At 56.4% G+C, this 16,086-nt stretch carries 10 protein-coding genes; 1 reads left to right on the forward strand and 9 read right to left on the reverse strand.

Translation table 11 applies throughout. The annotated features are described in order from the left end of the window. Positions 1–105 precede the first annotated feature (105 nt). A complete protein-coding gene (argA, locus tag ACOTY9_RS12295) occupies positions 106–1,437 on the forward strand; it encodes an amino-acid N-acetyltransferase (protein ID WP_014885072.1) in 1,332 nt (443 codons plus the stop codon). Positions 1,438–1,491: 54 nt separating this feature from the next. On the opposite strand, the gene recD is transcribed toward argA, so the two are convergent. The 9 genes from recD to thyA form a co-directional block, all read right to left on the reverse strand. Next, positions 1,492–3,312 (reverse strand): exodeoxyribonuclease V subunit alpha, encoded by a 1,821-nt coding sequence (recD, locus tag ACOTY9_RS12300; protein ID WP_421637368.1) that lies wholly within the window; start codon positions 3,310–3,312, stop codon positions 1,492–1,494. After that, positions 3,309–6,851: an exodeoxyribonuclease V subunit beta gene (gene recB, locus ACOTY9_RS12305; protein ID WP_348565889.1), complete on the reverse strand. Its 3,543-nt coding sequence runs from the start codon at positions 6,849–6,851 to the stop codon at positions 3,309–3,311. Before recB ends, recD begins: the two co-directional genes overlap by 4 nt. Next, positions 6,848–9,730 carry a pitrilysin gene (gene ptrA, locus ACOTY9_RS12310; protein WP_250128225.1) on the reverse strand — a complete coding sequence of 961 codons (2,883 nt, stop codon included), beginning with the start codon at positions 9,728–9,730 and terminating at the stop codon, positions 6,848–6,850. The genes recB and ptrA overlap by 4 nt, the downstream gene beginning before the upstream one ends. 265 nt (positions 9,731–9,995) lie before the next feature. After that, entirely contained in the window at positions 9,996–13,370 is a 3,375-nt protein-coding gene (recC, locus tag ACOTY9_RS12315) for an exodeoxyribonuclease V subunit gamma (RefSeq protein ID WP_348565890.1), read from the reverse strand. A 12-nt stretch (positions 13,371–13,382) separates the two neighbouring features. After that, entirely contained in the window at positions 13,383–13,706 is a 324-nt protein-coding gene (locus ACOTY9_RS12320) for a prepilin-type N-terminal cleavage/methylation domain-containing protein (RefSeq protein ID WP_047343437.1), read from the reverse strand. After that, the gene (locus ACOTY9_RS12325) at positions 13,691–14,092 is read right to left on the reverse strand and encodes a DUF2509 family protein (RefSeq protein WP_348565892.1); all 402 of its coding nucleotides are present in this window, start codon (positions 14,090–14,092) and stop codon (positions 13,691–13,693) included. Before ACOTY9_RS12325 ends, ACOTY9_RS12320 begins: the two co-directional genes overlap by 16 nt. Further along, positions 14,089–14,649 carry a prepilin peptidase-dependent protein gene (locus ACOTY9_RS12330; protein ID WP_045269595.1) on the reverse strand — a complete coding sequence of 187 codons (561 nt, stop codon included), beginning with the start codon at positions 14,647–14,649 and terminating at the stop codon, positions 14,089–14,091. Before ACOTY9_RS12330 ends, ACOTY9_RS12325 begins: the two co-directional genes overlap by 4 nt. Further along, positions 14,643–15,104, reverse strand: coding sequence for a prepilin peptidase-dependent protein (locus tag ACOTY9_RS12335; protein ID WP_045134120.1), 462 nt, complete (start codon positions 15,102–15,104; stop codon positions 14,643–14,645). The genes ACOTY9_RS12330 and ACOTY9_RS12335 overlap by 7 nt, the downstream gene beginning before the upstream one ends. A gap of 184 nt (positions 15,105–15,288) precedes the next feature. Beyond that, positions 15,289–16,083, reverse strand: coding sequence for a thymidylate synthase (gene thyA / locus ACOTY9_RS12340; protein WP_014885081.1), 795 nt, complete (start codon positions 16,081–16,083; stop codon positions 15,289–15,291). Between the last annotated feature and the right edge of the window lie 3 nt (positions 16,084–16,086).

Below are 16,086 nucleotides of genomic sequence, written 5' to 3' on the forward strand. Positions count from 1 at the left end.
TACTTATTCATTTCTGTGGGTCGCAGAAAATTTGCACTTGCACACGCGGCCACAATCGAATAAAAATACAGAAATTACGAATAAACATTCATTAAGGGTTGTGCCATGGTGAAGGAACGTAGAACCGAACTGGTCCAGGGATTCCGCCATTCTGTTCCCTATATCAACGCCCACCGGGGAAAAACGTTTGTCATCATGCTTGGTGGCGAAGCCATTGAACATGAAAACTTTTCAAGCATAGTCAATGACATAGGCCTGCTGCACAGTCTCGGGATCCGCCTGGTGGTGGTCTACGGCGCGCGCCCGCAGATCGATGCCAACCTGGCCGCTCACCACCACGAGCCGATTTATCACAAACATACCCGCGTCACAGATGCGAAAACCCTGGAACTGGTGAAACAGGCGGCGGGGCTGCTGCAGCTGGATATTACGGCTCGCCTGTCGATGAGTCTGAACAACACGCCGCTGCAGGGGGCGCATATCAACGTCGTGAGCGGCAACTTTATCATCGCCCAGCCCCTCGGCGTGGACGATGGCGTGGATTACTGCCACAGCGGTCGCATTCGTCGTATTGATGAAGAGGCCATTCACCGTCAGCTGGACAGCGGTGCCATCGTGCTCATGGGCCCGGTGGCGGTATCCGTGACCGGCGAAAGCTTCAACCTCACGTCAGAAGAGATTGCCACCCAGCTGGCTATCAAGCTGAAGGCGGAAAAAATGATTGGGTTTTGCTCCTCACAGGGCGTCGTTAACGATGAAGGGGTGATTGTGCCGGAACTCTTCCCGAATGAAGCCCAGGCGCGCGTGGAAGCGCTGGAGGCCGAAGGAGATTACCACTCCGGCACCGTGCGTTTTCTGCGTGGTGCGGTGAAGGCCTGCCGTAGCGGCGTGCGCCGTAGCCACCTGATCAGCTATCAGGAAGACGGGGCCTTACTGCAGGAGCTCTTCTCCCGGGATGGCATCGGCACCCAGATTGTCATGGAGAGTGCGGAGCAGATACGCCGCGCGACCATCAACGATATCGGCGGTATTCTGGAACTGATCCGCCCGCTGGAACAGCAGGGTATTCTGGTGCGTCGTTCCCGTGAACAGCTGGAGATGGAGATCGACAAATTCACCATTATTCAGCGCGATAACCTGACCATTGCCTGCGCCGCGCTCTATCCGTTCCCGGAAGAGAAGATCGGTGAAATGGCCTGTGTGGCTGTGCATCCTGACTACCGGAGCTCTTCTCGCGGAGAAATGCTGCTAGAGCGCGTGGCGGCGCAGGCGCGCCAGATGGGATTGAGCAAGCTGTTCGTCCTGACCACGCGCAGCATTCACTGGTTCCAGGAACGCGGGTTCACGCCGGTGGATATCGATTCCCTGCCGGAAACGAAGAAAGAGATGTACAACTATCAGCGCCGTTCAAAAGTGCTGATGGCCGACCTGGGATAATACGCCACTTGCCGGGAAGCGCTGCGCTTACCCGGCCTGCATTTCGTCCCTCATTCAGAGAGACTCAAAGATTGCGCCCAGCCCGCTTCGGCGTTCCGTGCGGGTGGCGATGGCCTGCATCAGCACGCGTTCATCGGTATACAGCGACAGGCGCTGACGCGCACGCGTGATGGCGGTATAGATCAGCTCGCGGGTAACGACAGGTGAAAGCTGCGTCGGCAGGATCAACGCCGCATGGTTAAACTCAGAGCCCTGCGATTTATGCACCGTCATCGCCCACGCAGTTTCATGCTCGGGCAAACGGCTGGGCTGGAAGGACTTCACGCTACCATCCGGCATCTGGAACCAGACGCGCAACCCCTGCCCGCGATCGAGTGCAATGCCGATATCGCCATTAAACAACCCCAGCGCACTGTCGTTGCGGGAAATCATCACCGGGCGTCCTTCATACCAGCGCGAGTGCAGGGTACGGTTGATTTTACGTTTCTGCGCCAGCAGCTGTTCCAGCCTGTCATTCAGGCCGCTGACGCCAAACGGTCCCTCCCTCAACGCGCAGAGCAACTGATATTCGCCAAACGCGGCAATCACCTGCTCCGGCGGACGTTGCTGTTGTACGCCGGTGAGAAAATGTTGATACCCCAGCAGGGCATCATCCAGCATCGCCTGATACTCTTCCCCACTTTGCAGCGATTTTTTCTCAATGTCGGTAAAGGTACCGTCAAACACCGCACAGGTCGTGTGCCGGTCTCCCCGGTTCACCGCCGACGCAAGCTGCCCGATGCCGGAGTCGCTGCCGAAACGGTAGCTTTTTTGCAGCAGGCACAAGCTGTCGCGCAGCGCGCCCGCGACCGAGTGCTGTTCCGCCGCAAGGGAACACCCTGTCAGGCGGGCCAACTCCTCCGCGCGTTCCGCGGTATAACCCAGACTGGCATAGGTGCAGATATCACCCAGCACGGCCCCAGCTTCCACGGACGCTAGCTGGTCACGGTCGCCGAGGAAAATGACCCGCGCATGAGGCGGCAAAGCATCGATCAGCCGAGACATCATCGTCAGGTCAATCATCGACGCTTCATCCACCACCAGCACATCCAGGTGTAGCGGGTTACCGGCATGGTAGCGCAGACGCTGGCTACCCGGCTGCGCGCCAAGTAACCGATGCAACGTGCTGGCTTCATTGGGAAAAAGCGCAAGCTGTTCCCCTGTGAGCGGCAATTTTTGCAGGGCACCGCTTAATGACTCCGTCAGACGTGCCGCAGCTTTACCGGTGGGAGCCGCCAGACGAATACGACACTTTTGCTCACCGGATAACTGAATCAGCGCGGCAAGCAGTTTTGCCACCGTCGTTGTTTTCCCGGTGCCCGGGCCGCCCGAAATCACCGAGATCCGCCGCGTTAACGCCACGGCGGCCGCCACTTTCTGCCAGTCAGTCGCGTCGTCAGAGGTAAACAGCGTATCCAGCACTTGCCGGAGCTGCGCTTCATCGCAGGGAAGCGGGGCGTTGGTCTCGCTGAAGAAACGCGCCACCGTCAGTTCGTTACGCCAGAGTCGGTTCAGATACAAACGCTCGCCGGTCAAAATCAGTGGCGTCCCGGTATCGGTCGCGCTGACGGCAGGCGAGCGGAGTAGTATCGCCTGCCAGTCCACTGCCTCACCGAGCAGCGCGAAACACGACTGCAGCGCCGGAGGCATTTTCTCATCCACAGCCAGACGCGACAGCGGAAGGCACACATGCCCCTCGCCTGCGTCCTTACTCAGAATGGCGGCAGCGAGCATAACGGCTGGCGCCTCGCCCGCCACCATCATGGCAAACTGCACGTCCAGGTGGCGCAATAATCGTTGTTCTACCGCCTCCAGCAATAGCGCCTGCATCGTCATGCCATCTCCTCTGTGCGTGCAGCAAACAGGTTATCCATTTTTTCAATCAGCTCCGCATCCGGACGGGTGCTAAAAACGCCCGACTGCGGGTCGTTAGCATCCACGCCGCGCAGGAACAGGTAAATAACGCCGCCAAAATGGTCTTCGTAACGGTAATCGGCCATGCGATGGCGCAGGTACCGGTGCAACGCCAGGGTATAGAGCTGATACTGCAGGTCGTAGCGATGCATTTGCATCGCTGAGGCCATCGCCTGTTGGGTATAGGCTTCGCTGTTCTCACCCAGCCAGTTCGATTTGTAATCCAGCAGGTAGTAGCGCCCTTCGTGGCGGAAAACCAGGTCGATGAACCCTTTTAACATCCCCTGAACCTGGCGGAAGTTGAGCGGTGGGCAACCGGCGGATAACGGATCGTACTCACGGATCAACGCGTCAAGCGCGTCGGCCCTGAGCGGGCTGGCAATGGGGAGATAAAACTCCATTTCGACCTGTTTATCTTTGGCGGTCAGCTGGCTGAGGGAAATCCCCTGTGTCGTGAGCGGCGCGTGCAAAACAGCGCGGAGCCAGTCGGTGAGAACCGGCTGCCATTGGGCGTCGTAGCCGCCGCTCTGGAGCATCTTCAGCACCCATTCTTCAGAGACCGGCTGGGTAAAATCCAGCTCTTCAAACAGGCTGTGTAAAAACGTGCCCGGCGAGGCCCCACGCGGGAACTGATGCGGTGTGAGCACCGGTTCAGCGGGCACGCTTCCTGCGCCTGCGGCATCTACGTCCAGTTTAGGCATCAAATCCTGAGCAACGCTTTGCCCGTGCTGCTGTAAACCGGAGTAACTGGTAACGCGCCAGTCGTCGGCAATCGTGCGGGCAACCTGGCGGGCATGCAGCTCTGACGTTCTCTGTTCCGGCGTCTGCCAGCGGCTGTTGTCGGGCTGAGACGGAATATGCAGGGCAACATGCTCTGAGCAAAGAGATTCGATGCACTGGCGCAGACCGGCAGCATCTTTGGGTTCGCCTCGCTGGATAAGCCTTCCCAGCGCACTCAGATGAAAATCACTCTCGCCGCTCTTATCGCCCCGGCGACGAAACAGCGGCGCAACGCCCAGGCTGCAGTGCCAGACCGAGCGGGTCAGCGCCACATAAAGCAGACGCAGATCTTCTGCCAGACGCTCGGCTTCGGCCAGCTCAACGCTTGACTCTGCGTTGCTGAGATCGAGTACCGCTTCAAACGACTCGCGATCGTGGTAAAAAGCCTGATCCTGCACGCGGTAATTGGCGATAAAGGGCAGCCAGACCAGCGGATATTCCAGGCCTTTAGATTTGTGAATGGTGACGATTTGCACCAGGTGTTTATCACTCTCAAGGCGCATCTGCTGGCTGGACGAATTACTGTTCGGGTCGGCAATCTGCTGCGCCAGCCAGCGCACCAGGGCATGCTCGCTCTCCAGCTGTGTCCCCGCTTCCTGCAGCAATTCGCTGATATGCAGAATATCGGTCAGACGGCGCTCGCCGCCCGCGGTTGCGAGCATGTTCTCCGCAATGTGACGCTCTGCCATGAGCTCGCGCACCATCGCCATCACGCCGCGCTTTTGCCATTTTTCGCGGTAGCGAACAAACTCTTCTACCACGGCATCCCACGCGGCTTCGTCATTGTTGAGCACATCAATATCACGCGCATTCATCCCGAGCATCGCACTCGCCAGTGCACTGCGCAGCGTACTTTCACGCTCTGGCGCCAGCACGGCCTGCAGCAGCCAAAGCATCTCCTGGGCTTCCAGCGTTTCAAAAACGCTGTCGCGGTTTGAAAGATAGACGGACGGAATATTCAGTAGCGTCAGGGCGTCGCGAATAAGCGCGGCCTCCTGGCGGCTTCGCACCAGCACCGTGATATCGGATGCTTTTACCGGCGCGGGTTTATCGCCCTTCCACAGCAGCGCATCTCCCCGCGCGCCTGCGCTGAGCCAGTCCCTAATCTGCGCCGCACAGTACTGGGCCATGGCATTTTGATAGTCGGCGACGCCACAGCCTTCGCCGTCCAGCAGCCAGAAGTGCATGGCGGACTGCGTCTCACCGTTGAATTCGAAGCGCAACGAATCGTTTTTCGGGGCAAATTTGACCGGCAGAAACGGGATTTCCCGGAACATAAACGCCATATCCATGCGACTGAACAGCGCGTTAACGCTTTCCACCATGCCGGGAGAGGATCGCCAGTTGGTATCGAGCGTATAGTGCGCATCAACCTCACTGCGGGCTTTCATGTAGGTGAAAATATCCGCACCGCGGAAAGCGTAAATGGCCTGCTTCGGATCGCCGATTAACAGCAGTGCGGTGCCGGGCTGATGGCGCCAGATACGGCGGAAAATACGGTACTGCTGAGGGTCGGTATCCTGAAACTCGTCAATCATTGCGACCGGGAAGCGAGTACGAATCGCCTCTGCAAGCGCTTCGCCATTTTCGCTGCACAACGCCGCATCAAGGCGACTCAGCATGTCATCAAACCCCAGCTCGCCCCGCCGGCGCTTTTCGCGCGCCACGGCATCGCGAATTTCCGTCATCGCACGGGTGATCATCAGATCGTTAAGCGTCAGGGGCTCCGCCAGCAGAGTTTCAATTGCCACAAACAGGGGATGTTCAGGCACAATGCCGTCGGCTTTGGTCCGCTCAACCAGGAAACGCTGTGAGAATTTCTCCAGCGCGTCCGGAAGCTGATAACCGCGCGTCTCTTCCTTCGCCCATGCGCTGATCTTCTCGATCCATTTTCCCTGGTTGCCACGGTTGAACTTGCGTCTGTCGATCCCGGAACTCTCGATGATCGCCTCAATCTCGCCGACTGATTCATTCCATTTTTGCTTGATGTCTGCGATTCGCGCGATGATTTTTTCATGGCGTGAGGCCAGGGTTTCATCCGCTGGCGGCGGCGATTTGATGACCGGCGCTTCCCCCTGAAGATAACGATCGATGGCGCGCAGCAGTGCCTCTGGCCCTTTCCACAAGGCATGTACCGCTTCGGCGATATCGCGCGGTAACGGGTAGCAGTGGCGACGCCAGAAATCCGCACAGGCCTGATAGCGCAGCACGGATTCATCTTCAATGAGTTGTTGTTCAAACAGCATGCCGGATTCGAACGCATTCAGGCTCAGCATGCGCTGGCAAAACCCGTGAATGGTGAAGACGGACGCTTCGTCCATCTGTCGTTCCGCAAGGAGCAGCCACTGGGCGGCCTGCTGCTTATCAGCAATTTCTTCCAGAAGGCTCGCGTAGAGAGGGTTATCCGTACTCTGGCGCAGGCAGGCGATGCGCAGTTCGTGAATATTGGTACGAATACGGCCGCGCAACTCAGCGGTGGCGGCCTCGGTAAAGGTCACGACCAACAGCTCTTCAACGCTCAAAGGGCGCGGAAAAGCAGCGTTACCGCCAAGCCCTAACAGCAGGCGCAGATAGAGCGCGGCAATGGTAAACGTTTTTCCCGTTCCCGCTGAGGCTTCAATCAATCGTTCACCCTGTAGAGGTAAACGTAAGGGATCAAGGGACTCAGCGGTATCGGTCATTCTTTCTTACTCCAGGGCATTGATTGCTGCAGCGCGCTGACGCTCTTCCAGACTTTCCAGCCGTGCGGGTTCACGTACTCCGTTTTCCCGTTCTGGCTACCGGAAACCTGAGACAGAATGGTGATGCCCTGCGGCTTAATCACGGCCTGATGGAAGAAGTCCGCAACCTTCTGCGGCGTCAGCTGTTTTATCTCGGCCACTACTTTATCACGCGAATCAAATTTCATATTACCGCGATCAAAATCTTTGCTCAGCTGCGACGCCTCTTCGCCCAGCGTCTGCGGCGGCTGCATCACCTGCGCAATGACGGCCTGCTGGATCTGGGAAAATTCTTCCGGCTTCATGGCCCGCAGCTTTGCTTCCACCTGCGGGAAGAACGCCTGATAGCGCTGCCAGAGATAGGCCGGTTGTTTATCGCTGCTTTGCAGCAGGAAGCCCAGCCCCCACTGACGGCCAACGTTCATCGAGAAAGCAAATACCGCGTAGCCAAGCTGCTCTTCCGTGCGCAGTTGGTTATAGAACCACGGCTGAATAATCTGCCCCAGCACCGCGCTCTGTGCGGACCCGGAGAATTCGTCATAGCCCGTGGGCACAAACACTGCAGCCAGCGCGGAATCGGTACTGCTCCCCGCTTTTTCAAAAATCACATTCTGTTTTTTCTCAACCAGCACGTCCTGATTACGACACCACTCGTCGCCTTTCGAACCCAACTGAGTGCGGACATTCTCTGCCAGCGTTTTAGCCTGATCCTCGCTCATGTTACCGACGATAAGGAACTCAGGACGCGTGTTAGTTTTCAGCGCATCACGGTAATCCAGCACCTCTTTTAATGAGATAGATGGCAGCAATGCCCGGCGTTCTTCACGCTGGAAATACGGGATTTGCGACAGCATTTGCGCTGGCATCAGCGCCTGATCGTAGGCTTTGCCCTTTTCCGCAGAATCCATCATCTGCGCATACCAGGACTTGGCCTGCTCAAGCTGCTCTTCCGTCGGCGTATAGCTAAAATAGCCCTCCAGCAGTGCCTGGAACAGCTGAGGCAAACGCTGGGTATAGCCATTTGCATTCAGCATCAAACCATTGTTGGCATTGGTGGAGAAGCTGATCCCGCCAACGGCTGCCTGGTTGCTAAGCTGATCGAGCGCGATACCCGCGAGATAGTCATTAAGCGCGAACATCACCTGATTTTTGGCACTATTCATCGCTTTCGGATTACGCAGCACCACGCTGACATCCACCTTTGGCTCGCTCGCGAAATAACGGCTTGGGGTATACACCACGCGCAGCGTCGGCTCATCGACAATGAGCTCGGGGTGCGGATAATCCTTAGTGGTTTTGATAAGCGTAAAATCATCCGGAATGTAAGGGTTCAGTTCCGGCAACGTCAACGCAATCTCTCCAGCCTTCTTTTGCCAGGCAGCGAAGGTCTGGTCGCCGATCTTGTCTACCTGATAAGGTGCATCGACAAAGTAGGCGGTTTTGTTATGCGGTTCGTTCGGGCTGATGTACCAGATACGGGCATTCTGCGGGGTCATCATCGCCAGGCGCGCTTTTAACGCCGCCGCATCATAGCGATCGGCAATATTGACCGCATCGAGGGTGTGTTCCACCGGCACGCGGATCATGGTATCCGCCAGCCACTCCACATAATCCATGTCGCGGGTGATGGACGGGTAACGGAAATCGAGATCCAGCACATGAGCGAGTTCATCAAAATAGCGCTTATCGACGCCTTTCTCACGCAGCAAAGAGAGGTAGCTGAAGATAGCGGCAACCACTTCATCACGGTTGGCCTGCCCTTTGTCGGTCAGGGTGGCGGAAATTGCCAGCACGCCGCTGTTGCCGTTTACAACAGGATCCGAATCGGCGCGAATCCCTTCCACCAGCCCCTGTTTTTGCAGCCAGTCGGATAATGTTCCCGGACTGCGGTTACCAATCAGGTAGGTCACCAGCTCGTCGGTTTTGCTGCGAAACTGTGCGGTGTTGTTATCAATGCGGAACTCAACGCGCAGCACTTTGCGGGGCATGGCAGGAACGTAGTGGATGACGATCCCTTTTTGCGCGTCCGTGACAACCGGCACGTCAATCTTTGGCTGGTCGATATTTTTATTTGGCACCCGGCCAAACGTTTTTGCCGCCAAACCAGCCAGTTCAGGCAGCGGTTTGTTGCTGTAAATAACCGCTTTCATCAGGTTGGCTGAGTAGTATTTGTCGCGAAACGCATGCAGAGCATCAATGACCGGGCTGCCGGGTTTATCGCTGAGCGTCTCCAGATTGCCGCCCGAGAAGCGTGCACCTGGGTGCGCCGGGTTGATCGTCTCAGCGCTGACCTGCGCCATACGCATACCGTCTCGGGTACGGGCCATCGTCAGTTCGGCATTCACTGCATTGCGTTCACGATCGGCGTACTTTTTATCCAGCAGCGGCGCGGCGATAGCATCCGCAAGACGATCAACCGCCCCGTCCAGCGCGTCATTTTCGACTTCGAGATAAAAGGCCGTGCGGTAAGGTGCCGTGCTGGCATTGTGGCTGCCGCCATGCATTTTTAGAAATTCGGACAGGCTATCCGGCTGCGGATACTTCTTTGACCCCATTAACGTCATGTGTTCGAGGTAATGCGCCAGCCCCGGGTGAGCCTCAGGATCTTCCAGCGATCCAATCGGCACGACCAATGCCGAGAGGGATTTCACCGCCTGCGGATCGGAAACCAGCAGCACGGTCATGCCGTTATCAAGCCGGATCGCCTGATACTGCCGGGTGTCTTTTTCGCTCTTACGGATAGTGTCCTGAACGGGTTGCCAACCGGAGTCTGCCTGAGTGAAGGGAGCCCAAAGGGCGATAAACAAAACAAACGCTTTGAACACGGTGCTGCCTGGCATTACGACCTCTTTATCACGGCTATCCCCGTCATACTTCAAGTTGCATGTGCGTTGGCTGCGTGCGTTCACCCCAGTCACTTACTTATGTAAGCTCCAGGGGATTCACACCCTTGCCGCCTTCCTGCAACTCGAATTATTTAGGGTAAACATCATTAACACACTGCGTGCTGGACACGCCAACATCTCTTTATTGGGGGTACATCAGTCCGTGATAAGAAGTGCATCATAAATGAACACCCCATACTGCGCAATTTTTATACAGCGCTCAGGACTGATTAAATTTAAACAACGGTAACAGGTAGCGCTTTGCCTCTTCCGTGATAGCCTCAAAGTACTCTGGTTCGAGCGTGCGCCATAGGCGCTGATACCAGACATCTTCCCCCTCGCCGCGCACCATCATGTTCCCTTCATAGGCCTGCATAAATTTACTGCGCGCTTTCTGCAGAGAAGCCTCATCCGTTAACATCGCATCATTCTGTGCGTCGTAACAGGCTTTTATCCACGCGCCACCACTTTCAGGCAATAACAGCAGGGGTTTGTTCATTCCCTGGAGATAGCCTTCAATGTACAAAGAGAGGTAGCGAAACGCCTGATCTGCCTCCATTGGCGGAAAGCGCCACTCGCCCTCTTTGCGCACGAAGATCCGGCTTTCGCCTTTGTGGCCCAACGCACTGTAGACAAGATGTTCCAGCCAGAGTTGCAATCCTTGTGAAACGCTGAGCAGTGAAGGCCGCCAGCGCAGCAGCCCATCAGGCTGAACCTGAGTGAGCCAGCCGGTGAGCTGGATGCCATTGCAGCTGAGATCGATTTCAAGACTTTGTCCGGGCTGACGCTGCTCTCTTACGCGCTCCGCCAGAGCGTTCATCTCCTGGCATTGCGCCTCCCAGACGATCTCCCCAAACGCGCCGTAAGGCAGTTGCCCTGCCGCACGATAGCGGCGATAAAGCTTGTCAGCATCTTCCTCGTCAACCAGTGCATTCAGCAGTTGCAGATTTAACTGATAGCGCTCCAGCCCTTCCAGCGTAAAAGGCTCTGCATCCGGAATTTCGCTCTCTTCAGAACGGAAGTTGACCTGCAATCGTTGCTGGAAGAAGGCGCGAACAGGATGCGCCCAAAAGCGTTGAAGCTGTTCAAAAGTCAGGGTGTTAATGGGCAGCGGGTCAAGTGTCTGAATGAAATCCGTATGTGCTCTCCCCTCCTTTTTCGCCGCCGGTAGCCACTCGCGGGCATAGCTCTGCTGTTCGCTAACAACGTAGTTCATCGGGTCAAACGGCATACGGCTGTGGACACAGGTGATATGCGCCTTGACCCGCTGTTCGCTTTCATCACAGTTAAGGGCTTCATCACCCGCCAGATAGTGGCTCTGGCCGATATAATCCACTAACTCCTGCACCAGAACGGAGGGGAAGCGCTCGCTGTTATCCTGAATGGAGCGGCCGATATAGCTGATATAGAGCTTACTCTGGGCAGAGATGAGCGCTTCGAGGAAAAGATAGCGGTCATCATCACGACGACTACGGTCACCCCGCTTTGGATTTGCGCTCATTAAATCGAACCCCAGCGGCGCCAGGGCGCGAGGATAAACGCCATCATTCATGCCGAGCAAACAGACCACCTTAAAGGGGATTGAACGCATTGGCATCAGCGTGCAGATATTGATTGGGCCCGCCAGGAAACGCTGACTGATTCGCTCCTGGTCAAGACGCTGCGTCAATTCATCCCTCAGCAGCGACAATGGAATCGCCTCGTGATAGTGGGAATTCACGCCCTCGTCGACGATAGCCTGCCACTGCGTTTCAATGAGCGCCATCGCCGCTTCGGTGTCACTGTCTGGCAGGAAGAAATCATTGAGCAACGCCCTGCAAACCGGAAGCCACTCTTCAAGCTGACGCGGCTGCATTAACTCACGACGCCAGCGGTTAAGCTGCATCAGCAGAGACGCTAAATGCCCCACCAGTTCAGCAATCAAACCGCTGGACTCATCGTATGGCAGCACCTCATTCCACTCGCCCTGACTGCTTTCCATGGCGTAGCCCAGCAGCATACGCGTCAGGCCAAACCGCCAGGTATGTTGCCCGGTCGGAGGAAGCTCGAACTCCTGGACGTTGTCGTCATCAATCCCCCAGCGCACGCCAGATTCATTCACCCACTGGCGAAGGTAGCGCAGCCCTTCCTCATTGATGTTGAAGCGTGCGGCCAGCACGGGAACATCCAGTAACGCCAGGACATCTTCCGAGATGAAGCGGCTATCCGGCAGTGAAAGCAGGGTAACAAAGGCCTGCAAGGCGGGATGCGACTGACGAGCGCGACGGTCAGAGATAGCGTAAGGCAAGTATCGCTCCCCTGTCGCACTGCCGAAAACAGCCTGAATAAAGGGGCTGTAGCTATCGATGTCTGCCACCATCACCACGATGTCACGCGGCGTGAGTTCGGGATCGTCCTGCAGCATCGCCAGCAACTGGTCGTGAAGCACTTCGACCTCACGCTGCGGGCTATGGCACACATGGATCGTGATACTACGATCGTCAGCATCCAGCTTCCGCTTGCTGTCGCTGCGTTCAAACTCTTTCGCCGTCACGCCCATAACGGCACGGTTTTCCAGATCAAGAATATCGAGCTGAATGTTATGCAGCAGGTTATCCGGGGCGATCTCGACAAAAGCATCCACATCGCCTTCACCCGAAGAAGTGATATCAGAGAGCATGTGAATGTAATCACGTCCCAGCTTCCCCCATGAGGCAAGTAGCGGATTGGGCAGGTTCTGAATACCGTCTTCATCGAAAAGCTGCGCGGCGGTGGAGCCGTCTTTAAACAAAGGGACGGATCGCTCTTCAAAAAGGCGCTTTCTTTGGCGGGTTACCAGTCGTGAAAGCCAGCGTTCATCGAGGATATCCCCCCAATAGTGCCGGCAGGGGTTGGTAAACAAAATATGAATATCAATATGTTTACCCAGCGCATTCAGTGCCTTCAGATAGACAGGGGGTAATGCGGATATCCCACAGATAAAGACGCGTGACGGCAGACGGGCCGGGCGCTCCGACGCATTTTCGAGTATCGAGATAAACCGATCGTACAAATTGGCACGGTGCCACTTAGGCTGGCCCAGTTTCTCCGTATGCTCAACCAGCGCTTTCCACAGCGGCGCCTGCCAGATTTGCGCCTCCGGTAGCCCTTCAACCCGCTCACCCGCTTCCCAGCGAATTAACCAGTCAGCACGGTAAACCAGATATTGGTCGTAGAGATCGGCGGTACGGGACGCCAGTTGGAACAGCTTGCGCTTATCGGCATCGTCATTGAGATAGTGGCGCAGCATGGCGAATTCATCGTGCTGCAGCATTTCCGGCAGCAGCGCCATCAGCTTCCAGCTCATGCTCTGCTTGTTGAAGGCGCTCTGCTCGGGAATGTCTGGCAATACGCGAACAAACATTTCCCAGATAAAGCTCGCCGGCAGCGGAAAATCAATGTTCGCGGCAATGCCAAATTTACGGGAAAGCGACATTTGCAGCCACTGCGCCATACCGGTGCTTTGCACCAGCATCATTTCAGGCTCAAAAGGGTCGTCCAGCCGCTCGCGCTCAACGATAAATTCCATCAGCGCTTCCAGCACATCCAGACGATTTGAGTGGTAGACCCTTAACATAGACGCTCCCGACTACTGGCTAACAGGGCAATGCAGACGCGTTATCTCACCGCGCCGCCCCAGAGGCGAAAAAAGTGTAACCGTGATGCTGACACATCCTGAGTGCGTTGTCTGCACCCGACTCACCTGCCAGCCTGCGGGCAGCGCAGTCGTTGAGAGCTGAGCCTGGTTCCAGGCATAATGCCAGAGCTGGCGGTACTGGTTAAACAGGGTAAACCGCGCCGCCAGTGCCCTGTGATAACCGGCCAGTGCGGTGACGATCATCACCAGCAGCATCATCGCCAGCAGAACCTCAACCATGCTAAATCCATTCTCTTTGTTTACGGTAGCTGGCATAACGCGCGATCCTTAAGGGGACAAAAATCACTCCAGCCGCGGGGTGAAAAGTGAATTTTACCGTCGATTATCTCTCCTGAGCGCCAGAGCAGCAGGTCATTGCCTCCGGCAATCAGCAGCACACGCGTCTCACTCAGCCGCCGTAAACACACTCGCCACGCTGATGCCTGTTTGCACTGCGCCAGAGGCTCCGATGACCAACGCTGAACGCGTCCCCACTCAAGCGCAGATTGCACCGCGGCCTGCTGCTGAAATGAACGGCTTTCTCCGCCAACGAGCGCACTAAACGTAGTGAGTTGCTGGTTGAGACCGGTGAGGATCAGAGTACCAAGCACCAGTAAAAGCAGAACCAGCGCAAGGGAAGACATTCCACGTTGACGGTTCACAAGTTGTACCCCGTAACCGTATACACCGCCTGATAAGGCTTCCCCTGCTCGCCCTTGCGGATAGCGGCCAGTTCGATAGTAAACTCAGGCGCAAACCTGGCGTGTTCAACTTTACTCACCATAAAGTGCGTGATCACCAGCCTGTCCGGATCCGTGAGCTTTTCCCATCCTTTGCCTTCACACGAGGTTGCACCACGCAGGGTTTCCAGTGCACCCGACTCCAGACGAAAACCGGTGCTGTCGTTTTCTGATGCACTGTTATCCCAGCTGCCGTTACTGTTGGCATCCCATCGCACAATGACACAGCTACCTTGCCTGCCCGTTAACAACCCTTGTCCCGGGCAGTTACCCGCACAGTAGCCTGCTCGCTGGAGCTGTTTGCCGAGGGAAAACAGTCTCTGCCAGACCTCCTCTTCCTGTTCTCGCTGGCCGGATTGCAGTAACACCGCTCGCTGCAAACCGGGTAAAAAGCGCGATGCGCCGATCAATAACAGGCTGCTGATGGCCGTAGCAATCAGAACTTCAGTAAGGGAAAATCCCTGCTGACGCTTCAACATTGTCCCCCCTGCGAGACCTGACACATCCTGATGCGCCCTCCATCTGAGACAATAATCAGCCACGCTCCTGCACGGCTTTGCACTCTTATCCGACCTGCCCATGCCGTATCCCTCAATCCATAGAACCCGAGTGACGGCGTTACCTCGCTGACCGCGACTTCTGGCCAGAGTGGAATCAGTGCAAAGGGGCTGCCCTGCTCACAGCCTTTTACGGCAGAACTCACCAGGCATGCCCTTTCCCCCACCTGCTGCAAGGTAATGCGGTGCTCGCGGTTGTACCGGTTGGCATGGTTGCGCAGAAACACCAGGTAGTCGCGCACCTGGCTGGCGGTTTGCCACAGCCGCTGCTGCCCCTGCCAACTGCTCCAGCCGTACAGGCCTGAGGCACTGAGAATAACGACCAGCGACACAGCCACCAGCGTTTCGATAAGCGTAAAACCGTTCTCTTTTTTCATACGGGGAGTGTGGCGATGCGCCGATAAAGTGGCGAGCAGCGAATTAACGTTTTACGAGGCGTTATCCAGGGTATTAAGCGAGTTGCAGCGCGTTGCACGCTTTCTGGATAACGCCTCGGGAAACGGGATAAAGACGAAAAAAAACCGGCGCTAAATAGCACCGGTTGTGTCACGCTTTACCGCATCAGATAGCGACGGGCGCTTTGATGCCAGGGTGCGGGTCGTAGCCCTCAATCTCAAAATCATCGAAGCGGTAGTCAAAGATTGACGCCGGTTTGCGCTTGATGATGAGCTTCGGCAGTGCGCGCGGTTCGCGGGTCAGCTGGAGATGGGTCTGCTCCATATGGTTGCTGTAGAGATGGGTGTCCCCACCGGTCCAGACAAAATCCCCCACTTCCAGGTCACACTGCTGCGCCATCATATGGACTAACAGCGCATAGCTGGCAATGTTAAACGGCAGGCCGAGGAACACATCACAGGAACGCTGGTAGAGCTGGCAGGAGAGCTTTCCGTCAGCGACGTAGAACTGGAAGAACGCGTGGCACGGAGCCAGCGCCATTTTGTCCAGCTCGCCCACGTTCCAGGCGGAAACAATGATTCGGCGCGAGTCCGGATCGTTTTTCAGCTGGTTCATCACGGTGGTGATCTGGTCAATATGGCGGCCATCAGGCGTTGGCCATGCGCGCCACTGCTTGCCGTAAACCGGGCCCAGGTTGCCGTTTTCATCTGCCCATTCGTCCCAGATGGAGACGTTGTTTTCGTGCAGATACGCAACGTTGGTATCGCCTTGCAGGAACCAGAGCAGTTCATGAATGATCGAGCGCAGATGGCAGCGCTTGGTCGTCACCAGAGGGAAGCCTTCCTGTAAATTGAAGCGCATCTGGTGGCCAAAAATGGAGAGCGTACCGGTGCCGGTACGGTCGTTTTTCGGCGTGCCCTCATCGAGCACTTTTTTCATCAATTCAAGATACTGTTTCATGGT

The sequence above is a fragment of the Enterobacter cloacae complex sp. SHL012 genome, from assembly GCF_049237505.1.
GTDB classification, from domain to species: domain Bacteria; phylum Pseudomonadota; class Gammaproteobacteria; order Enterobacterales; family Enterobacteriaceae; genus Enterobacter; species Enterobacter kobei.